Below are 19,824 nucleotides of genomic sequence, written 5' to 3'. Positions count from 1 at the left end.
CTGCTACTCGGGGATTTTGACAAAAATCCTCAAACCCGAAGACCAACAAACCTTTATAAGCTTCTTAACCCAAACAAATTAGGTGAGCCAAATGAAAGCTGAGAGAGCAAAGGAAATTTTGGTCGAGCTTTTGAAGATTCCATCACCATCAGGACAGGAAGACCGTCTTGCCTTGCACATAATGGAGTTCCTCCACAGATTGGACTATGATGTCCACATAGAGAGCGATGGAAAGGTAATCGACCTCGTTGTAAACCCCGAGGCTGAGCTCTTCTTTGAAGTTCACATGGACACGATAGACGTAAGAGCCGAGCCTTTTGTCAGGGGAAATATCGTCTACGGTACGGGAGCTAGTGATGTTAAAGGCGGACTGGCAAGCGTTCTCCTAATGCTTGAGAGCCTCAAGAAGGATAAGCAAGACCTCAACGTCGGAGTTGTATTTGTGAGCGACGAAGAAAAAGAAGGAATGGGGTCTGCTCTGTTTATGGAGCGCTACAAACCAAAGATGGCAATAGTAATAGAGCCAACCGACCTTGAAGTTCATATAGCCCATGCAGGAAACATAGAAGCTTACTTCGAAGTTGACGGGAAAGAAGCTCACGGAGCATGCCCCGAGAGCGGGATAAACGCCATAGACCAGGCTTACAAGATGATAGAGGAGCTTAAGGCTCTTGAACCCTTCAAGCAGAAGGGGAAGTACTTCGATGCCTACATAGGACTGCAAGAGCTGATATGTGAGAACCCCTACTACCTAATTCCAGCTCTCTGCAAGGGAAGGTTTGAAGCGAGGCTCTTACCTAACCAAGAAGTTGAGGACGTTCTGGACTTAATGGAGCCCATATTGGATGAATACACCCTCCGCTATGAGTACACGGAAATATGGGATGGCTATGAGCTTGACGAGAGTGAAGAGATAGTGCAGCTGGCAAAGAAAGCCATGGAAGAAGTTGATCTGGAAGACTTCGGAGGAATGAGGAGCTGGACGGATGCAATTAACTTCATGTACAACGGAACAAAGACTATTGTTTTCGGCCCCGGGAACCTCGACATCTCCCACACAAAGGGCGAAAGAATAGATGTAAGAGACGTGGTCAAGGCAAGCGAGTTTTTGAGGAAGGTTAACGAGATCTACGGGAGGAGTTAGATCAATCCTTCCAAAATTTTCTTGTTCTTATATACCTCCTCTCAGCTTCCAAAAGAGCTACCAGGAGTGCTTCTCCTCTATACTGGCTCAAAAGTCTGGCGGCAGTGTCTGCACCGACGCCATAGCTTGCCAGTGCCAAAACCGCATCAAACCCATAAGCTTTTATTAAGTCGCTTGCCTTTATTAACCTTCTATAGGCGCTCTCCTCTTCTTTTTCAAGTTTCTCCCCTTTCTTGAGCTTCTTCAGTGCAGAGACAAACAGCTCAGCATCTATTGGATGTGCAACAGCAATCATCCTGGAAGAGCACTTGGGACACTGGAGATAATCCAAACGGTTCTTTAAGCGCAGAACTTTTGTGGTGCTCTTCCACCCGCAGTTGGTGCATATTAGTGCAACTTCCGTGTTTAGAAGCCTTTCCTTAAACAGCATCAGTATTTCGTCTTTCTCAAGCTCTCCACTGACCAAAAACTCCCCGCCAACGCTCAGGTTAATACTGCCGAGAGGTGAGGGTTCTCTTCTTAAGACACCCTTTATCCGGATTTTTCCATCCTTAACTGCTTTCAGAACTTCCTCAGCTCTCTTCACGTCGAGCTTATCATGGAAAAGTTCATTTAATGTTTCTTTTTCAATTATAGTTCCCTCAAAGAGCCGTTCGATTTTTCTTATCCTCGCCTCTCTCCTCAATGCTCCAATTCTTTTCGCTACATTCAGCATTCTCCACCTGTAAGCCGGGCTGTCTCTTACTGCCTTAGAAAGAACAAATGGAAGTGCCCTCGCATCTTGGAGAAGATACTCCTTAACCTCACCCGGATTGAGCTGGAAAGGAGAGTTAATGACTATTGCATGAGCCTGCGCCTTCATGGAGAATACTTTCCCGTATTTTGCCGCCAAGAAAGCCAAAAGAAACCTTCCGATGGCTTCGTTAGCTTTGTTTCCAAAATCTGCGTGGATAACTAACGCCTTCGGGAGGGATTCTATCCCAATGTCCCTGTCAGTTCCCAAAGGTTCCTGCTTCTTTAGAATTGAAAGGGCAAGGTCGAGTTCCTCATCATTGAAATCCACCTTCGAGATAAGAACCTTGCCGGAGTTAAAATCGAAAAGAAGCTCCCTTTTTAGCCTTCCAACGTCTTGAGCCACTTCAAAGGGGACGGGTATCATCTCCCCCTCCCAGCTCGGTACAGCGCTTTCCAGACTCTTGCTCTCCCTTACCTTCAACAGCCTTGACTCCTCATCAATGCCCAGCAAAATCCAGCTTCTGCCATGCATTATAAACTCTACTCCTTCCTCAAGATCCATCACGAAGCTCTCATCCAAGCGGCCAATTATCCTCCCGCTTTTTATGTCAAAAACCCTGTAGCTGATTTCATCGGGAATCGTGGAAAGGTTCTCGTAATAATACTGATAAGCCCCCCTCCTCAGATAGAGAAGGCCGCTTTCCTCGTCATAACCGATTAAACGTGCCTCGCTCAGCATGTTTAAAACTTCGCCGTATTCCTCCCACCTCAGATTTCTGTAGGGATAAGCCCTCTTTGCGATCTCAAAGGGAACTTCCTTTGGTAATCTTCTATGTTCTATTAAAAGGCCCACAATAAAATGCCCGAGAACATCAAGGGCGTTTTCATATGGTTCCACCGCTTCGAGCTTCCCTTCAAGTGCCCTCTGGGCTATTACCAGGCTTTCGAGGTAATCCTCAATGTTTGTGGCGATTATATAGCCCTCACTAACTTCCCCCGCCCTGTGCTTAGCTCTTCCTATTCTCTGGATAAGCCTGTTTACTTGTCTCGGGCTCATATATTGGATTACAACGTCCACATCTCCGATATCAATTCCAAGCTCCATGGAAGATGTGCACACAAGGGCTTTTATCTTGCCTTCTTTTAAAGCCCTCTCCGCACTTATCCTCGCTTCTCGTGAAAGGCTGCCGTGATGGACTTCTACCGGCTTGCCCCACGCTTTTAATCGGTGAGCAAGAATCTCAGCGAATTGCCGTGTGTTCGTAAATACCAACGCCCTCTCGTGCTTTTCTATTATCTCCCAAAGAACCCTTAGCCTCGTGGCAACATCGAGAGAAATGCTTAAGCTGGTGGAGAGCTCAAGATCCTTCTTATCGGGCTGCGGAAAGAGAACTTTGATTTTGTAGCCCTTTTCAATTGGTGGTTTAACAATGCTCTCTGCCTTGAGCCATGCCTTAATTTCCTCTTCGTTCCCAACAGTCGCTGAAAGACCAATCCTCCGAAAATCTGCAACCTCAGCAAGCCTCTCAAGGGCTAAGCTAAGCTGAGCGCCCCTCTTGTTATCGACAAGCTCCACTATTTCATCTACTATCACAAACTTAACGTTTTTGAGGGCTTTTCGAAAAGACTTCATCGTGAGGATTACTCCAAGGGTTTCGGGGGTTATGATTAGCATGTGGGGAGGCTTTTTCACCTGCTGGGCTTTTCTATAGGCTGAAGTGTCGCCGTGCCTCACTTCCACATTAAGCCCAAGCTTTTCCCCCCACCACAGCAATCTATCCAACAAATCTCTGTTAAGGGCCTTTAAAGGAGCTATATAGATGACGGAGATAGGGTCTAGCCTTTTTTCTAAAATTGCGTTAAAAACAGGAAGCACAGCAGCCTCGGTTTTTCCGCTTCCGGTGGGTGCTACAATTAAAACACTCTTCCCGGAGCTAACCTCATCAAAAGCCCTCATCTGGAGCTCATTAAGGCTCCCGAACTTCTCCTCTATAGCCCTTTTTAAAAGTGGATGCATGATAAAAAGAGCGAAAGAGGGTTTAAAAATTACTCGGCATAGTAGGCTTTTTTATAGAGTTCTTTCATATCTTCAACGCTGGGCTCCACGGGATTGAAGTTGACCAGAGGGTCTGCATAAGCCTTTTTCGCCATCTCATCCAGCTTTGCCATGAAAACCTCCTCATCTACGAGCTCATTAAGCTTAGGCACTCCAAGCATTTCGTTAAACTCTTTGATAACTTCGACCAGCTCTTCAGCGGTGTTGAACCCTATTTCCTTTGCTATCTCAGTGTATTTCTTCCTTGCGTAGTCGCTTTTCATGTTGAACTCAATCACATAGGGTAAGAAGATAGCATTGAGCAACCCATGGGGACCGATCCATGCGGCTTTGTGACTTAGGCTGTGGCATATTCCGAGACGTGCATTCAAGAAAGCTATCCCCGCCATTGTTGCCGCATAGTGGATTTTCTCTCTTGCGGTTTCATCGCCATTAACGGACAATGGGAGCCACTTGAAGACGGTTTTTACAGCTTGTATTGCCATTGCATCGCTGAAGGGCGTGGCTGCTGTCGTAGTATAAGCCTCAATTCCATGGACAAGAACGTCAAGCCCGCTGTTTCTTGCAACTTCTCTCGGCATTGTTCTAGGCAGCCTTGGATCCAAAATAGCGTATTCTGGAGCAATTTCAAATGACACGAAGTTGTATTTTATGCCATCTTTCTTGAGAACGCTTGCAGCTGAAACTTCACTCCCAGCACCGCTTGTAGAGGGTATTGCCACCAAAGGAGTCTTGAGCTTGGGAATAACCTTGGGAGGCTTTGTAAACCTGTCGAGAAATGCGATTTCCTCAAAGCTCAGTTCTGGAGCATCGTAAAACACCTTTATCGCCTTTGTGATGTCTATTACGCTTCCGCCTCCGAGGGCTATGAGCAAATCCGGAGAAAATTCCCTAACTCTTGGCATCAGCTCCTCAACGTCCTCATAGCTTGGCTCTGCAGGTAAGCCCTCTATAACATCAACTTCAGCCCCCGCTTCCTCCACATAGTTCATGACCTCGTTTAAGAACCCATGAATGCGCATTGACTTACTAGATAAGATCAAGACCCTCTCATGGTTCCTAGCAATGCTCTCCACATACTTAAGGCTCCCTTCTCCAATTGCTATCCTAGTTTTTAAGCTGAAGAACTTCATACCCATCACCAAAAATAATATTGAGGAGGAATATTTAAACCCCAACGCTATTCAAAGAGCTTCTTCAAGTTCTTCTCAAAAGGTGGATAAACAACTCCTCTGTCCGTGATTATTGCCGTGAGGTATTTGTGGGGCGTTACATCAAAAGCTGGGTTGTAGACGTCAACATCGGGCGCTATTTTGCATCCCCCACAGGTCAGGACTTCTTCTTTAGGCCTTTCTTCTATTGGAATCTCCTCGCCGCTCTTGAGGCTCATGTCAATGGTTGAGAGGGGTGCTATGGTGAAGAAGGGTATTTTGTGCTCCTTCGCAAGCACTGCCAGAGAGTAAGTTCCAATTTTGTTGGCAAAGTCTCCGTTGGCAACTATCCTATCAGCACCAACTATTATCGCATCCACCATTCCCTGCTGCATCACAAAGCCAGCCATGTTGTCGCTTATCAGCTTTAGTGGAATCCCATCATAGTGGTACTCCCAAGCGGAGAGCCTTGCGCCTTGGAGAACCGGCCTAGTCTCATCAACCCATAAAAGCTTGAGCTTGCCCTCTTTGTGCATAACTCTAAGTGCAGCACCAACAGTGCCAAGATGAACTGTAGCTAAGCTCCCAGCATTGCAGTGGGTTAGAATATTTCCCTCCGGAAGAATCTCAGCCGCATAGTGACCCATCCTAAGGTTTGCTTCCACGTCTTCATCCGCTATCTTGTGAGCCTCCTCAACTATCAGCCTTTTTATTTCACCAAGACTTTCCTCTCTGTGCTCCTCCACAAGGTTTTTAATCCTGTTGAGTGCCCAGAAGAGATTTACCGCTGTCGGACGGGTGTTTCTAAGGATTTCGAATGCCTTGTAAAATTCATCAAAGAACTCTTCTTTAGTTTTTGCTTTGCTGTTCTCTGCAAGTAAAGCTAACCCATAGGCTGCTGTTGCCCCTATTGCCGGAGCCCCGCGGACTTGGAGGGTTTTTATTGCCCTAGCAACTTCTTCAACAGTGCTCAAAGGGATTACCTTAAACTCCCTCGGAAGCAGAAGCTGGTCAATAATGTAGACCTTTCCCTCCCTGAACTCTACACTTCTTGGGAGCTTTGTAAGTTCTTCGGGCTTGTATTTTATCTCCATGCTCATCACCTTTAGTTCTTTTCAGTAGAATGATTTAAAGTTTGCTTTATGCAACAAGACAAAATAGCTAGTAATGGTCATCGTCAAAAATCTATTATAAGTGACGTAAGTTGCACACAAACCCCTATCAGGACTTATTAAACAATAATAAACACTCACAAACGGTGTTTAACGATAACTCGATAAATTTCCAATAACAGGGCTCTTTTTTGAACAAACAAAAACGAAACAAAACTATTTCATGAAAAAAGCTTAAATAGGAGTTTTTCACTATAATAAAGTGAGGTGATAAGCCATGGTAGCGAAAAAAGTATTAGTGTGGCTTTTTAGTGCTTTGCTTTTAGTAAGCATGATACCAACAGTCACTGCAGCGAATGAAACCAGCGTTGGCATAGTAATACTTGTGAGTAACAACGAGGCAGATTTGACCTTAGCCCAAAAACTTGGGGAAAGCATGAACGTGTCAGTTATCGTAGCTCCATGGGGAGTATACGATCCAGACGTTACAGCAGAGGTAATAAGTGCAGCTCCGGACAAGGTGTTGATCATTGGTGGACCAGCGGCAGTTCCAAAGACCTATGAAGATGATTTGAATGAGATGGGAATAAGTTGGGTTAGAATATGGGGCAAAGACAGATATGAAACAAATATTCAGGTGCTTCAGTACGTTTTGAAGAACTATCCAGAGCTCCTAGAAAACGTTAAGATTGCCATCGCCCACGGAAGGGACATAGGGGCTATTAAGAAGGTCGAGCTTGAAAAGGCATTTCCGATATATGTAGATATCAACAGAACTGAAAACCAAACTCAGATATTGGCAACAATCAAAGTAACATCAGTGGTAATCATAAAAACACCATATTCAGAAAACATAACCGAGAGGGTTAGAAATGAAATAAGAAACAGAGTTAGGGCAAGCATTACTGAGGAGCAAGCAAATATAAGCGCAGAGACAGCATGGGAGGCTATAGAGATTGCGGAAAACAAAACATCCCTAGCCACGGCATTGTTAGAGAACAGCACTACAAAGCTTCCAGCTGCAGAGAAACTTTTAGAACTTGCTAATAAAGAAATCGAGAAAGCCAAAGAAGCCTATGAGAGTGGAAAATATGGAGAAGCTTATGGACAGGCAATAGCTGCAAAAGCGCACGCAGAGGCCGTGATTAGAATGGCAAGTGAAAAAATACAGATAATGATGAAAACCAACCAAACTCTAAGAATTAAAATCAGAATAGAAAAGCTAGGCGGCATCATAGAGAGGTTCGAGAGCATTGGGCTTAATGTGACAGAGGAAAAAGGCTTGTTAGAGAAGGCAAAAGAGGCATATGAAAAAGGAAGCTACAAAGAGGCTGAACAGCTGATCGAACAGCTAAGAAATATGCTTAAGGAAAAATTCCATGAAGAAAAACTAACGATCAGAGAGAAATGGAAAGAAAGGAAGAAGAGAGAAGTCCCGAAGATGAACAGACCATAGCATATGGCACCAAATTATTAAACCCCACTTTTCTTTTTATAATTTGGTGAACCTTATGAAAATCTTTATCACCGGCTTACCGGGAGTGGGCAAGACAACTCTCGCACTAAAAGTTACCGAAGAGCTGAAAACTTACAACTTAAAAATTGGAGGCTTTATAACACAGGAGGTAAGAGAAAAGGGTAGAAGAGTTGGATTCAAAATCAAAGCCCTTGACACTGGAGAAGAAGGCATCTTAGCCTGGGTTGGAGAAGGGTATCCAAGAGTGGGGAAGTACGTTGTCAATCTTGAGGACTTAAACCGCATTGGAGTTTTGGCAATAATAAGGGCTCTTGAGGATGCGGACCTCATAATTATTGACGAAATCGGGGCAATGGAATACAAAAGCAGGGAGTTTGCAGAAGCTGTGGAAAAAGCTGTTAAGAGCGAAAAACCACTTTTAGCGACGGTTCACAGAAATTATGCAAAGCGATTCAAGGATTATGGAAAGCTCTATGTTTTAACCCCAGAAAACAGAGAATACATAAGACAGGAAATCATTCACAACTTGAAGGCAATTCTAAAACCTTAAATTTTTCATTCCCAAGCCACAACAATCCTTTGCCCTTCCACATCAACTATCTTCGCTTTTATCCCATAGACCTCCTCCAGAACCTCTGGGGTTAGGGCGGAAGATTTGCCGCTCCATTGTATCTGCCCTTTCTTTAGGACTATCACCCTATCTGCATAGTTCAAAGCGAGGTTTAGGTCGTGCATAACGGCCACAAGAATTTTCTCGTCTTTGATGCTCTTTAAAAGATCCATTATCTGGAGAGCGTGATTGATATCAAGGTGGGAAGTTGGTTCATCAAGCAGCATAACATCGCTTCCTTGAGCCAAAGCCCTCGCTATCAGCACCAGCTGGTATTCTCCCCCGCTCAGCTTTGTTACAAGCTCCTTTCTTCTTTCCCACATTCCCACCTTTCTCAATGCTTCCTCCACGTTGCCCCTAGTTGCATACGTGCCAAGCTCAACAAACTCTTCAACCGTAAACGCGAACTCTGGAAACGAACTTTGCGGAACGTATGAGATGTACTTTGCCCGTTCTTTGGGCTTTAAACCCAACAAATCTAGACCGTTTAGCCTAACGTATCCAGAGGGCTTTAAAATCCCAACTAAGCACTTCAGAAGGGTTGATTTTCCAGCGCCATTGGGCCCCACAATTGCTAAAAGCTCTCCCTTTCTAGCTGAAAACTCCACATCCTTTAAAATCTGCTTCTCGCCATAGGAGAACGACACATTGACCTCAAGCTTATCCAAACAGCTCACCCCTCTTTTTCTTTATGAGAAGGTAGAGGAAAAACGGAGCTCCAAAGAGAGCTGTAATAATTCCCACCGGAACTTCTGCCGGCTTTAGGAGTATTCTGGCAAGTATGTCGGCAAAAACCATTAAAGTTCCTCCAAAAAGGGCTGAAGCAGGCAAAAGTCTCTTATGATTTGGGCCAAATATTATCCTCATGGCGTGCGGGCTTATCAGACCCACAAACCCTATTATTCCGCTGGTAGCCACGGCAAATGACGTCAAAAGAGAGATAACACCAATTACTATTTTTCTGTAGCGATTTATATCAAGGCCCATTGAAATGCTCTCCTCCCCCAAAAGGAGCAGATTTAGCTCCCTCCAGCTGAAAAGCAAAATACTAACCCCTACTACAGATGAAAACAAAACCATCTTAACGTCTCCCCAATCGGCTCCGTTAAATGTTCCCATAAGCCAAAAGATTGCGTTGTGGATTCTCTCCCTGCCTACGTAGAGGAGATAAGATGTTAGAGCACTTGTAAAAAATCCCAAGGCAATTCCTGCTAAAAGCAACGTATCCACCGGAATATGACCATTAACCCTTGCAATCCTATACACTACAACAACCGCCAAGGAAGCACCTACCAATGCAAGAACACCCATGTATTGGGGAAAATACAAGGCCGCTATTGATGCTCCAACTGCAGCTCCCCCACTTATTCCGATTATATACGGATCTGCAAGCGGATTTTTAAAGAGAGCTTGGGAGGCGGTACCAGCTGAAGCCAAGCTTACCCCAACAAGATATGCCAGTAGAACTCTAGGCAATCTTATCTGGAGGACAATGTAGCTGTTCCCACTAAGCGAGTTTGGATCTAAAAACGCCCTCCTTAAATTATCAAAACTAAAAGCTGCTAGAATATCTCGGAAAGGTATCTTTACTGGCCCAACAACTATCCCCAAAAGGATAAGGGCTACTGATGATACTAATAGTGGTGCAATTTTCTTCATGTTCTCACTGGATTATTTATCCAAACCTAGTGTATAAAAAGTTATCCTTGATCAACCCCAACTCAAGAAAGTATAAATGCATGCTGGCTTTGATGAAATTTTCCCAGAAAAGTTTTTTATGGTGCCCCGGCCGGGATTTGAACCCGGGGCGCGGGCTCGAAAGGCCCGCATGTTTGACCGGGCTACACCACCGGGGCGTCCAATATCCTAACGTTGAGATGCATTTAAAAACTTTTCGCTCAAAACCCTTTTAAAGGGCTTGTGAAGGAGTTTAGTTATGAAAATGCTGGGGATAAAGGTGCCAAAACAAGATGCCGAAAAGGTTAGAAAAAAGCTCATTGAACTCGGCCTATTGGATACTAATTTTAAGGTCAAGCATGAGGGAGAATTCGTGATATTCCCCGTAAAAGAAAAGATAGAGGGCTTTGAAATCGTGGAAGAAACTTTTGAAAGAGCCAAAAAGCGGTTTCATAGCTACAGAGAGGTTGTAGAAATTCCTTCCGAACTCGGACATCTTCTCCCCTCATCCTTCGACATAATAGGGGACATCGCCATAATAGAACTTCCAGAGGAGCTCATCCCGTATGGGGAAAACATTGGAAGAGCAATATTGAGAGCACACAAGCACATAAAGGCAGTCTTTGCAAAAGGGAGCAAAGTTTTAGGAGAATACAGGGTGAGGGAGCTCATTCATCTTGCGGGAGAGAAGAGAACTGAGACAATCCATAGGGAAAACGGAATAAGGCTGAAGCTCGATGTTGCAAAGGTTTATTTTTCCCCAAGGCTTGCAACGGAGAGAATGAGAATTTTTGAAAAGACTAAAGAGGGAGAGATCATTTTTGACATGTTTGCAGGAATTGGCCCTTATTCGATCCTCCTCGCAAAGAAAGCAAAGATAGTCTTTGCGTGTGACATAAACCCCTGGGCAATAAAATATTTAGAAGAAAACAAAAAGCTGAACAAGGTTGAAAACGTTGTCCCGATTCTCGGAGACGTGAGAAAAGTAGCGGGACAGATAAAAGCCGATCGCGTGATAATGAACCTCCCCAAGTTTGCCCACGAATTCCTAAAGGAAGCGATGATAAGCGTCAAAAAAGGTGGAGTGGTTCACTACTATGGATTTTCACATGAGGATAACCTCTTTGACGAGCACATAGAGATGATAGAGATGGCTGCAGAGGAGCTTGGAAAAAGCGTGAAGATTCTCGAAAAAAGGAAAGTAAGGCCATATGCTCCGTATCAGTTCAACATCGCGATTGATTTTGCCGTGTTTTGAGATTAGCTTTTCTCAAAATTTCGTTGCACCTTGTGACAATGAAGTTTCTCAAAAATTCCTCATCAAACGGCATGCTTCTTTTGTTGAGATATGCAGTTTACAATGAGAGCTTCCATATCATTTCCCCTTAAGCTTGGGTTTGGGCTCTGCAAGGCTTATCGCGCTGTTTGAGCTCTTTATGTCTATTTTGTTTAAAGCTCCAACGGGAGAGGGAACGGCTTTTCTTTCCTCCTCAACTTTCCAGTCAATTTCATCCCCAATTTCGGCGTTTAAATATTCAATAACTCCCACAGGAGCCTCAATTATGTATTTAGCGCTTTCCCTCGGCACATAAATTCTCCAAGGGCGAGCCCTTTTCAGATCAACAACTTCCCGGGAAGAGTTCAAGAAGATAACATCTATACTCTGGAGCATGAAGAACATATGAATCGAGGCATTTATCCTTGTCTCCGCTGGCAAGATAAACACGAGGGCATAGTCTATGTTAGGTTTTAGCATTAACCCCCTAAATCTCCCAAAGAACGTATCCGCAACTTTGACCTTTCCACTCCAGATTTTGCCCTTTGTTTTGTTTATCAGCATGTCAAATGTAGGATAAGGTACCATCTAAATAAGCGTTGCGACATGATGCCCAACACTTGAAAATACCTTCAGTTATTAACCTTCGGTTTAAAAAACAGTTATAAACTAAAAGCAACTATAGTATACAAACCAAAACATATGTACAAGGTGGTGCATTGTGGGGTATAAGATAACAAAAAAGGAAAACCTGAGTGCAATTGACTTTTTTATGGAAGTTGAGGCCCCTCATATAGCAAAATCCTGGAAGCCCGGGCAGTTCGTCGTTTTGATTCCAGACGAGAAAGGAGAAAGAGTCCCAATGTCCGTGTACTACGCAAAAGACGGCAAGATAGGGATGTTCATAAGAAGGCACGGCGTCACAACCCTCAAGCTGTGGCACGAATTTCATGTTGGGGACGAAATTCTAAGCATAACTGGCCCTCTTGGAAAGCCAATTGAAGTTAAGCACTATGGAAACGTAGTCTTTGCGGCTGATGCGGTATGTGCACAGGCGGAAGCTTATGCTACACTCAAAGCTATGAAAGAAGCGGGCAATTACACAATAGCCATCCACAGTTTTGAGAACAAGGACAACACGTATCCGGAAGAATACCTTGCGAAGCCGGTTGCCGATGAGTTTTACATCACAACAGAAGACGGCAGTGTTGGGAGAAAGGGCCACTATCTGGACGTTCTAAAGGAACTCATTGAGCAGGATAAAGTCGATATTGTTTTTGCTGGTGGAAAGTTGGGCAGCCTTAAGAAGCTTGCCGAACTAACTAGACCTTACGGAATCCCAACCATCGTCACGGTGAGGCAGATAATGGTCGATGGGACAGGTATGTGCGGCTCATGCAGAATTCTCTACGATGGAGAAATAAAGTTTGCGTGCAGAGATGGGCCTATGTTAGATGCCCACAAGATAGACTGGGACGATGCCATAAAGAGAAACGCCCGCTTTGCAGAGCAAGAAAAGCTTGCAAGAGAGCGCTATATTGCAAAGTTGAGAGAGAAGGGGGTGATCTAAATGCCCAAGAGACCGCTCATCAAAGAGAGGGTTCCTACTCCCGAAGTTCCAGTTGAGGAGAGGGTAAAAAGCTTTGTTGAAGTCAATTTGGGTTACGACTTCGATTCCGCAGTGAAGGAAGCCGAGAGGTGCATTCAATGCCCACCCGAATATGCCCCGTGTATCAAGGGTTGCCCCGTTCACATAAACATTCCGGGCTTCATAAAGGCCCTCCGCGAGAACTCCGAGAATCCTGATGAGGCAGTTAAAAACGCTCTCCACGTCATATGGAATGACAACACACTACCTGCCGTCACTGGTAGAGTTTGTCCCCAAGAAGAGCAGTGTGAGGCCCCTTGTGTCATGGGTAAAGTTGGTGATCCCATTAACATAGGGAAGCTCGAGAGATTTGTTGCGGATTACGCAAGAAAACACGGCATAGATGAGGAACTTCTTAAGGAATTTATTTCCGAAGAGAATGGAATAAAAGGGAAAGTAGCTGTAGTAGGTTCAGGACCAGCAGGGCTGACCTGTGCTGGAGAACTGGCAAAAATGGGCTACAAGGTAACAATTTTTGAAGCCCTCCACAAGCCCGGAGGAGTTCTCATCTATGGCATCCCTGAATTCAGACTCCCAAAAGAGATACTCGACAAAGAAATAGCCAAACTTCACGAGTTGGGTGTAGAGATAAAGCTTGATCACATAGTAGGAAAAACGGTGACCCTCGAAGAGCTTCTTGAGGAGTACGATGCCGTCTTCATAGGAACCGGGGCTGGAACGCCAAAGCTTCTCAACATACCAGGTATACTCCTCGACAGAATTTATACCGCCAACGAGTTCCTCACAAGGATAAACCTCATGAAAGCTTACCTCTTCCCAGAATATGACGAGCCTATAGCTATAGGAAAGAAGACCATCGTTATTGGAGCCGGGAATACAGCTATGGACGCAGCTCGTTCCGCTCTCAGGATGGGAAGCGAAGTTGTTATCGCATATCGCCGTGGAAGAGAGGACATGACTGCCCGTATTGAAGAGATAACCCACGCCGAGGAAGAGGGCGTTAAGTTCGAGTTTTTCCTCAATCCAGTTGAGTTCATCGGTGACGAGAACGGAAAGGTGAAGGCAGTTAAATTCGAGAAGATGAGACCTCTTGGGGAAAGAGATGCCAAAGGAAAGAGAAGGATAGTGGGAACTGGTGAGTACGTCACACTTGAGGCAGATACCGTCATAATATCCATCGGTCTAGAGCCGAACAGAATAATAAGCGAGGAGGCAACAGCTCTAAAGACTAACCCCGATGGAACCCTTGTGGTTGATGAAAACCTCATGACAAGCATCCCCGGAGTTTTTGCAGGTGGAGATGCCATAAGGGGAGAGGCAACCGTTATCCTAGCTATGGGGGACGGAAAAAAGGCCGCGAAGGCAATAGATGAATACATCAAGAAGAAGCGTCTTCCAGCTTAGCTTTTTAACTTTATTTTTGGTAAAATAAAAAATATAAAGTCAAATCTCCCCTTTAAGGGCTTTTTCACCGAGTTCAAAGCCCTTTTTGAGGGCCCTTAGATTTATGTTTTCGGTCCCCTTGGGAACTGAATCAAGAACGGCTTTTTCTATGGAGTCTTCACTCACAATACCGGCAAGCTTAACTAAGAGTCCGAGGGTTAGAATGTTCATTGTTAGGCTAAGCCCTGTCGTTTCTTCGGCTATTTCTGTTAAAGGAATTGCAAAAACCTTGAAGTTTTTCTCAAGCTCTTCATTTCTATTGGGAACCAAGTCCTTCTCGACTATCACGATGCCTCCTTTCTTTACAAGGGGAAGGTATTTCTCATAAGCCTGCTGGGAAAGCAAAACCGCATAATCCGGAGCCAGTGCTTTTGGATAGTCTATTGGCTCGTCACTTATTACAACTTCAGCTCTGCTTGCTCCCCCTCTTGATTCCGGCCCATAAGCCTGGGTTTGAACTGCGTAAAGACCCTCATAGACTGCCGCTGCCCTTCCAAGGATAACACTCGCTAAGATAACTCCCTGCCCACCAAAGCCGCCTATAAGGACTTCCTTCCTCATTCTTCCCACCCCATTATTTTCTTTGCCCTTCTCTTGTATGCCTCGTATTCCTCTATTAAACTCGGTCTGTCTCTGTCTACGAACTCTCCGATGACGATTTTGCCCTCAAGCTCCTCTGGAGACATGTTCTTGGCTTTACTTATGGGAACCGTTATCTTCTGATACCACTTTATAAGCTCCGGACCCGTTTTAAGCCTGTTCCTTCTCCCAAAGCTTATCGGGCACTGGGATAAGAACTCCACCAACGTGAACCCCCTCTTTTGCAGAGCCTTCTTTATGCTGTTTATGCCTTGAAGGTAGTTGAAAACGCTCCACCTTGCAACATAGTTTGCCCCTGCGGCAACTGCCAGCTCGGCAATGTCAAAGGGGTTCTCAAAGCTCCCATATGGGGCAGTCGTTCCCCTAAGGCCCTTCGGAGTTGTTGGTGCCACTTGCCCACCAGTCATTCCGTACGTGAAGTTGTTAATGAGAATAACGGTAACATCAAGGTTTCTTCTTATGGCGTGGATTAAGTGATTTCCACCTATAGCGGCAGCATCACCATCGCCCATAAAGGCTATCACTTTGAGGTCTGGATTTGCTAATTTGATTCCAGTCGCAAAAGCCAATGCCCTTCCATGGGTTGTGTGGAGACCATCAAAGTTCACATAGCCGGGGACTCTAGAGGAACAGCCTATACCGCTTACCCACACTATTTCGTCTTGGTTTAGACCGAGATCATCGATAGCTCTGAGGGTATACTGCAGAACAGCCCCAATACCACATCCCGGGCAGAATATCGTGGGAAGCATGTCTTTTCTAAGGTATTTGCCCCTAATCTCATAGCTGGATTTTAGATACATCTTCCTCACCTCAAATCCTTCTTAATTCTCTCTACTATCTCTCCGGGAGTGTGAACCTCCCCGCCTATCTTGCTTATGAGCTCGACATCGGCCTTTCCGTTGGCTCCCTCTCTAACCAAGTGATAGAGCTGACCAAGGTTCATCTCTGCCACATACATCCTTTCTGCATTTTCGGCTATTTTCTCTATCAGTTCAAAGTCAAAAGGCCAGACTACATTAAGTTTGAGCAATCCAGCCTTTACGCCCTCCTTGCGAAGTTCCTTAACGGCTCTCATAGCCGACCTCGCAACAATCCCAAAGCTTACCAGCACTATATCGGCATCGTCCAGTTCATAGGCTTCATAATCAACGATGTCCTCCTTGTTGTTCTCTATCTTGGCAACAATGCGCTTTATGAGCTTTTCATGAACCTCTGCCTCAACTGTTTTGGGTCTTCCCTTTTCGTCGTGTGTCAGTCCGGTTACATAAGTTCTGTACCCTTTCCCAAAGATAGGCATTGGAGGAACTAAGTCGCCATGAACGTCTCCAAATGGATACTTTGCCTCTTCTTCATTAGCGGGAAGCTTTCTGTAAATGAGTTCAAGCTCGTCCGGATGTGGGGCATAAACCCTCTCCCTCATGTGTCCAACTTCTGCATCTGTGAGTAGTATAACAGGGGTCCTATATTTCTCCGCAAGGTTGAAAGCCCTTATTGTCATGTCAAAGGCCTCTTGAACCGTTGCTGGTGTTAGAACTATCAAGCTGTGATCTCCATGAGTCCCCCATATAGCCTGCATTAAATCGCCTTGAGCTGCCAAAGTGGGCTGACCTGTTGAGGGGCCACTCCTTTGGACATTTACCAAAACCAAGGGGGTCTCTGTCATTATGGCATAGCCAAGGTTCTCCATCATCAAGCTAAAACCTGGGCCGGAAGTTGCGGTCATAGCCTTGGCCCCAGCCCAAGAAGCACCTATTACAGCGGCTATGCTCCCTATCTCATCCTCCATCTGAATGCTTACTCCATCAACAAGGGGCATGTAAAGGGACATTGCCTCAAAAATTTCGCTTGCTGGGGTTATTGGATAACCAGCGTAAAATCTACACCCGGCTAAAATGGCAGCCCTTGCTATGGCTTCATCTCCTTGAATAAAATCCGCAGCACCTACAGGAAACGGATATCTCATCTCAATCCCTCCTCGTAGCCTATCCTAAATGCCTTTAAGTTTATTTCCTCCGTTCCCTTGGGAACCCTCCTCCTTATGGCCTTTTCAACACTCTCTTTCTTCACAATGTTTATTTTTGCAACCAAATATCCAAGTGCAACCATGTTGACGGTTAAAGCCAAGCCCGTTTTTTCCTCAGCAAGTCTTGTGAATGGTGCACCTATATACTCCCTATCGGGCTTTACAAGGTCGGTGTCAATTACTAAAAGCCCACCTTCGCGGAGAGAGTTCTTTGTGGAATTATAGCCTAGTTGGGCAAGAGCAACAAGAATATCGGCTTTTGTGACCATTAAATCGTAAATCGGCTCCTTTGAGATTATCAGATCAGCTATAGAGTGACCGCCCCTGCTTTGAGAACCATAATCTTGAGTTTGGATAACGTTAAGTCCCTCTATGGCGGCAGCCTCTCCTAGGATTATCCCCGCAAGAACGACTCCCTGCCCTCCAATACCCGCTAACCTAATCTGCATCTTCACCACCCAGACTGTGATATTGGGCAACCTCATCAATAAGCTTGTTAAGTTCTTCCGTAAACTCGGGCTTTTCTCTGCTTACAAACTCTCCAATGATAATTTTTCCCTCAAGCTCCTCCGGAGACATGTTCTTGGCCTTACTTATGGGTATGGAATTCTTTGAGAACCAGCGGAGCATCTCGGCTGGAGTCTTCATTCTGTTTCTCCTTCCGAACTGCACGGGACATTGAGAAACTACCTCTACTAGCGAGAATCCCTTAACGGTCAATGCCTTCTTTATACTCTCTATCAGCTGGTAAACGTGAAAAGTGGTCCACCTTGCCACATAAGATGCCCCAGCGGAGGCTACGGTTTCGGCTATCTTTAGTGGATGCTCAATGTTCCTATAGGGTGTTGTGGTGGTAATTGCTCCAAAGGGGGTTGTTGGAGCCACTTGCCCACCAGTCATCCCATATATGAAGTTGTTCACAAGGATTACAGTTATGTCAATGTTCCTCCTTGCTGCGTGAATGAGGTGATTCCCTCCAATTCCAGCTAAGTCCCCATCACCGCTTATGACAACAACTTTCTTATCGGGCAAACCAACCTTAACACCCGTTGCAAATGCTATGGCCCTTCCATGTGTAGTGTGCAGAGTGTCAGCAAGAAAGTACGGTGAGGCTATCCAAGCCGAGCACCCTATTCCACTCACGACAACTAAGTCACGCGGGTCGATTTTTAGCTGATCTATGGCGTTTGCAAAAGCATTCAACACAGTCCCGCCACCACATCCGGGACAAAGTGCAGTTGGAAGGGCTTCCTTCCTAAGATATTTGGCCATTTCATACTTTGTGTAAATTTGTTTTGCCATACGCATCACCTTTAAATATCCAAACACCAACTTTATTCAGCGATGATGAATATCTAATCCGCCGAACGGTGACGAGAACGCTCGGCTGAGCTTTCTATTTCTTTTAAAATCTCCTCTACCGTCAGTGGAACTCCTCCTATCTTGTTCACACCAATAACCGGAACTTCTTCCCTTATAAAGCGCTGCACCTCGAGTATCATCTGCCCAAGGTTCATCTCGGGCACAAGAATCGTGTGAGCTTTCTTAGAGAGCTCTTTAATTCTCTTCCCCGGAAACGGATGAACGGTCTTAGGGACAATGAGTCCAGCCCTTATTCCCTTCTTTCTCGCCTCTATTACCGCTCCAAGCGATGGTCTCGCGCTTACGCCCCAGCTCACGAGCAGAATCTCTGCATCGTCGGTGTAGTATTCTTCCCACTTTTGGATCTCCTTCTCGTGAGCTTCTATCTTCTTGTGAAGCCTTCTCACCAAGCGATCGTGAACCTCTGGCGTATAAACATCCCTCAAGCCATTTTCCTTGTGTGTAGAGCCTGTAACGTGAGTAAAGTAGCCGTTGCCAAAGAGGGGCATTGGAGGAATTAAGTCGCCATGAACATCTCCAAACGGATACTTTGCCTCTTCTTCATTAGCGGGAAGCTTTCTATAGACTATTTCAACTTCCTCCGGATCAGGAATCCTTATCTGCTCTCTCGTGTGTCCTATTATCCCGTCAGCAAGAAGAATCACGGGTATTCTGAATTTTTCACTCAAGTTAAACGCCCTTATTGTCTCCCAGAAGCTGTCCTCCACACTAGTTGGAGAGACTGCAATTATTGGATGATCTCCATGAGTTCCCCACCTTGCCTGGAAGAAATCTCCCTGGGCACCTTTTGTTGCCTGACCTGTCGAAGGGCCGCTCCTTTGAACGTCAACTAAAACCAAGGGAGTCTCCGTGAATACAGCATAGCCAAGGTTTTCCTGCATTAAGCTAAAGCCCGGACCAGAAGTTGCAGTCATGCTCTTAAGTCCCGTCCAAGATGCTCCAACAACAGCAGCTATGCTCCCTATCTCATCCTCCATCTGGATGTAGTAGCCCTTAAGCTTCGGAAGCTCCCTTGCCATTGTTTCGGCAATTTCGCTTGCGGGGGTTATTGGATAGCCGGCATAAAACCTGCACCCGGCAAAAAGAGCTCCATAAGCTATAGCCTCATCGCCCTGCATGAAGTAGTTTCCCTTGGGATAAAGCCTTTTTAGGAGCCCTATTTGTTCGGGCTCGTCTCCTCGGATTATCATCTTATCACCACTTAACAGCTATTGCAAAGTCCGGACAGAGGAGCTCACAGAGCTTACACTTCACGCACTTGTCGGCATGCACTGGAATCGGGTAATGGACACCTTTTTCACTGAGCTCTTGGCTCCACTCGAAAACCTTTCTTGGGCACAGCTCAACACAAATGCCGCATCCCTTGCAGAGGAAAGTGTCAACGCTTATCTCTACAGCTTCGGTTCTTCCAACAGCCAGATAGTTATCTTTTTTGACTTCGACATTTGCCATAACCATCACCTACGATTTGCTAAGTGTTTTTACGTATGTAAAGCATTTAAAGTTTTCGAAAATTTTCTCATCT

The 19,824-nt window shown here is 45.3% G+C and carries 19 protein-coding genes and 1 tRNA gene; 6 read left to right on the top strand and 14 right to left on the bottom strand.

The genetic code is table 11. The features are described 5' to 3' along the window. Window positions 1-91 precede the first annotated feature (91 nt). A complete protein-coding gene (locus OCC_RS08815) occupies window positions 92-1,144 on the top strand; it encodes a M20/M25/M40 family metallo-hydrolase (RefSeq protein ID WP_004068931.1) in 1,053 nt (350 codons plus the stop codon). 1 nt (window position 1,145) lies between these two features. Here the strand turns inward: OCC_RS08815 and OCC_RS08810 are convergent, their stop codons facing one another. The 3 genes from OCC_RS08810 to mtnA are packed head-to-tail and all read right to left on the bottom strand — an operon-like array spanning window position 1,146 to window position 6,180. Further along, complete coding sequence (locus tag OCC_RS08810; protein WP_004068933.1) at window positions 1,146-3,896, bottom strand: DEAD/DEAH box helicase; 2,751 nt, start codon at window positions 3,894-3,896, stop codon at window positions 1,146-1,148. A gap of 29 nt (window positions 3,897-3,925) precedes the next feature. Continuing rightward, window positions 3,926-5,068 carry an iron-containing alcohol dehydrogenase gene (locus tag OCC_RS08805; protein ID WP_004068936.1) on the bottom strand — a complete coding sequence of 381 codons (1,143 nt, stop codon included), beginning with the start codon at window positions 5,066-5,068 and terminating at the stop codon, window positions 3,926-3,928. Between the two features lie 47 nt (window positions 5,069-5,115). Beyond that, the gene (gene mtnA, locus OCC_RS08800) at window positions 5,116-6,180 is read right to left on the bottom strand and encodes an S-methyl-5-thioribose-1-phosphate isomerase (protein ID WP_004068937.1); all 1,065 of its coding nucleotides are present in this window, start codon (window positions 6,178-6,180) and stop codon (window positions 5,116-5,118) included. Window positions 6,181-6,475: 295 nt separating this feature from the next. On the opposite strand from mtnA, the gene OCC_RS08795 reads away from it, so the two are divergent. Beyond that, window positions 6,476-7,654 (top strand): cell wall-binding repeat-containing protein, encoded by a 1,179-nt coding sequence (locus tag OCC_RS08795; RefSeq protein WP_004068938.1) that lies wholly within the window; start codon window positions 6,476-6,478, stop codon window positions 7,652-7,654. 46 nt (window positions 7,655-7,700) lie between these two features. Further along, a complete protein-coding gene (locus tag OCC_RS08790) occupies window positions 7,701-8,225 on the top strand; it encodes an NTPase (protein WP_171814839.1) in 525 nt (174 codons plus the stop codon). Window positions 8,226-8,230: 5 nt separating this feature from the next. On the opposite strand, the gene OCC_RS08785 is transcribed toward OCC_RS08790, so the two are convergent. From OCC_RS08785 to OCC_RS08775, 3 genes are all read right to left on the bottom strand, one after another. Continuing rightward, window positions 8,231-8,962: an ABC transporter ATP-binding protein gene (locus tag OCC_RS08785; protein WP_449449426.1), complete on the bottom strand. Its 732-nt coding sequence runs from the start codon at window positions 8,960-8,962 to the stop codon at window positions 8,231-8,233. Further along, on the bottom strand, window positions 8,946-9,944 hold the full coding sequence (locus OCC_RS08780; protein WP_004068945.1) for a FecCD family ABC transporter permease: 999 nt from the start codon (window positions 9,942-9,944) through the stop codon (window positions 8,946-8,948). Before OCC_RS08780 ends, OCC_RS08785 begins: the two co-directional genes overlap by 17 nt. Before the next feature lie 119 nt (window positions 9,945-10,063). Next, a tRNA-Glu gene (locus tag OCC_RS08775) sits at window positions 10,064-10,141 on the bottom strand. A gap of 86 nt (window positions 10,142-10,227) precedes the next feature. Between OCC_RS08775 and trm5b the strand changes: the two genes are divergently transcribed. Further along, window positions 10,228-11,220 carry a tRNA (guanine(37)-N1)-methyltransferase Trm5b gene (gene trm5b, locus OCC_RS08770; protein WP_048874711.1) on the top strand — a complete coding sequence of 331 codons (993 nt, stop codon included), beginning with the start codon at window positions 10,228-10,230 and terminating at the stop codon, window positions 11,218-11,220. A 117-nt stretch (window positions 11,221-11,337) separates the two neighbouring features. On the opposite strand, the gene OCC_RS08765 is transcribed toward trm5b, so the two are convergent. Beyond that, entirely contained in the window at window positions 11,338-11,802 is a 465-nt protein-coding gene (locus OCC_RS08765) for a DUF192 domain-containing protein (RefSeq protein ID WP_004068948.1), read from the bottom strand. A gap of 157 nt (window positions 11,803-11,959) precedes the next feature. Between OCC_RS08765 and OCC_RS08760 the strand changes: the two genes are divergently transcribed. Together OCC_RS08760 and gltA are read left to right on the top strand one after the other, a co-directional pair. Continuing rightward, entirely contained in the window at window positions 11,960-12,808 is an 849-nt protein-coding gene (locus OCC_RS08760; protein ID WP_004068950.1) for a sulfide/dihydroorotate dehydrogenase-like FAD/NAD-binding protein, read from the top strand. After that, window positions 12,809-14,251: an NADPH-dependent glutamate synthase gene (gene gltA, locus OCC_RS08755; protein WP_004068951.1), complete on the top strand. Its 1,443-nt coding sequence runs from the start codon at window positions 12,809-12,811 to the stop codon at window positions 14,249-14,251. 39 nt (window positions 14,252-14,290) lie between these two features. Here the strand turns inward: gltA and OCC_RS08750 are convergent, their stop codons facing one another. From OCC_RS08750 to OCC_RS08720, 7 genes are read right to left on the bottom strand one after another with little or no spacing between them, the layout of a single operon-like run. Continuing rightward, a complete protein-coding gene (locus tag OCC_RS08750; RefSeq protein ID WP_004068953.1) occupies window positions 14,291-14,851 on the bottom strand; it encodes a 2-oxoacid:ferredoxin oxidoreductase subunit gamma in 561 nt (186 codons plus the stop codon). Continuing rightward, the gene (locus OCC_RS08745) at window positions 14,848-15,693 is read right to left on the bottom strand and encodes a 2-oxoacid:ferredoxin oxidoreductase subunit beta (protein WP_004068955.1); all 846 of its coding nucleotides are present in this window, start codon (window positions 15,691-15,693) and stop codon (window positions 14,848-14,850) included. Before OCC_RS08745 ends, OCC_RS08750 begins: the two co-directional genes overlap by 4 nt. A gap of 5 nt (window positions 15,694-15,698) precedes the next feature. After that, entirely contained in the window at window positions 15,699-16,856 is a 1,158-nt protein-coding gene (locus OCC_RS08740; protein WP_004068957.1) for a 2-oxoacid:acceptor oxidoreductase subunit alpha, read from the bottom strand. Next, complete coding sequence (locus OCC_RS08735) at window positions 16,853-17,365, bottom strand: 2-oxoacid:ferredoxin oxidoreductase subunit gamma (protein WP_004068959.1); 513 nt, start codon at window positions 17,363-17,365, stop codon at window positions 16,853-16,855. The genes OCC_RS08740 and OCC_RS08735 overlap by 4 nt, the downstream gene beginning before the upstream one ends. Further along, window positions 17,355-18,218, bottom strand: a complete 864-nt coding sequence (locus OCC_RS08730) for a 2-oxoacid:ferredoxin oxidoreductase subunit beta (protein WP_004068961.1) — start codon at window positions 18,216-18,218, stop codon at window positions 17,355-17,357. Before OCC_RS08730 ends, OCC_RS08735 begins: the two co-directional genes overlap by 11 nt. 53 nt (window positions 18,219-18,271) lie before the next feature. Then, entirely contained in the window at window positions 18,272-19,489 is a 1,218-nt protein-coding gene (locus OCC_RS08725) for a 2-oxoacid:acceptor oxidoreductase subunit alpha (RefSeq protein WP_004068963.1), read from the bottom strand. A gap of 4 nt (window positions 19,490-19,493) precedes the next feature. Further along, window positions 19,494-19,751: a 2-oxoglutarate ferredoxin oxidoreductase subunit delta gene (locus OCC_RS08720; RefSeq protein WP_004068965.1), complete on the bottom strand. Its 258-nt coding sequence runs from the start codon at window positions 19,749-19,751 to the stop codon at window positions 19,494-19,496. Window positions 19,752-19,824: the final 73 nt, after the last annotated feature.

The organism is Thermococcus litoralis DSM 5473, from assembly GCF_000246985.2.
Lineage (GTDB): Archaea > Methanobacteriota_B > Thermococci > Thermococcales > Thermococcaceae > Thermococcus_A > Thermococcus_A litoralis.
The sequence above is the reverse complement of the archived record's forward strand: the minus strand, read 5'-3'. Positions and strand labels throughout refer to the sequence as shown.

Excerpts from the sequence above, each read along its gene's own strand:
- OCC_RS08815 (WP_004068931.1), top strand. The coding sequence starts at position 92 with ATGAAAGCTGAGAGAGCAAAGGAAATTTTGGTCGAGCTTTTGAAGATT.
- OCC_RS08810 (WP_004068933.1), bottom strand. The coding sequence starts at position 3,896 with ATGCATCCACTTTTAAAAAGGGCTATAGAGGAGAAGTTCGGGAGCCTT.
- OCC_RS08805 (WP_004068936.1), bottom strand. The coding sequence starts at position 5,068 with ATGAAGTTCTTCAGCTTAAAAACTAGGATAGCAATTGGAGAAGGGAGC.
- mtnA (WP_004068937.1), bottom strand. The coding sequence starts at position 6,180 with ATGGAGATAAAATACAAGCCCGAAGAACTTACAAAGCTCCCAAGAAGT.
- OCC_RS08795 (WP_004068938.1), top strand. The coding sequence starts at position 6,476 with ATGGTAGCGAAAAAAGTATTAGTGTGGCTTTTTAGTGCTTTGCTTTTA.
- OCC_RS08780 (WP_004068945.1), bottom strand. The coding sequence starts at position 9,944 with ATGAAGAAAATTGCACCACTATTAGTATCATCAGTAGCCCTTATCCTT.
- trm5b (WP_048874711.1), top strand. The coding sequence starts at position 10,228 with ATGCTGGGGATAAAGGTGCCAAAACAAGATGCCGAAAAGGTTAGAAAA.
- OCC_RS08765 (WP_004068948.1), bottom strand. The coding sequence starts at position 11,802 with ATGCTGATAAACAAAACAAAGGGCAAAATCTGGAGTGGAAAGGTCAAA.
- gltA (WP_004068951.1), top strand. The coding sequence starts at position 12,809 with ATGCCCAAGAGACCGCTCATCAAAGAGAGGGTTCCTACTCCCGAAGTT.
- OCC_RS08750 (WP_004068953.1), bottom strand. The coding sequence starts at position 14,851 with ATGAGGAAGGAAGTCCTTATAGGCGGCTTTGGTGGGCAGGGAGTTATC.
- OCC_RS08745 (WP_004068955.1), bottom strand. The coding sequence starts at position 15,693 with ATGTATCTAAAATCCAGCTATGAGATTAGGGGCAAATACCTTAGAAAA.
- OCC_RS08740 (WP_004068957.1), bottom strand. The coding sequence starts at position 16,856 with ATGAGATATCCGTTTCCTGTAGGTGCTGCGGATTTTATTCAAGGAGAT.
- OCC_RS08735 (WP_004068959.1), bottom strand. The coding sequence starts at position 17,365 with ATGCAGATTAGGTTAGCGGGTATTGGAGGGCAGGGAGTCGTTCTTGCG.
- OCC_RS08730 (WP_004068961.1), bottom strand. The coding sequence starts at position 18,218 with ATGGCAAAACAAATTTACACAAAGTATGAAATGGCCAAATATCTTAGG.
- OCC_RS08725 (WP_004068963.1), bottom strand. The coding sequence starts at position 19,489 with ATGATAATCCGAGGAGACGAGCCCGAACAAATAGGGCTCCTAAAAAGG.
- OCC_RS08720 (WP_004068965.1), bottom strand. The coding sequence starts at position 19,751 with ATGGCAAATGTCGAAGTCAAAAAAGATAACTATCTGGCTGTTGGAAGA.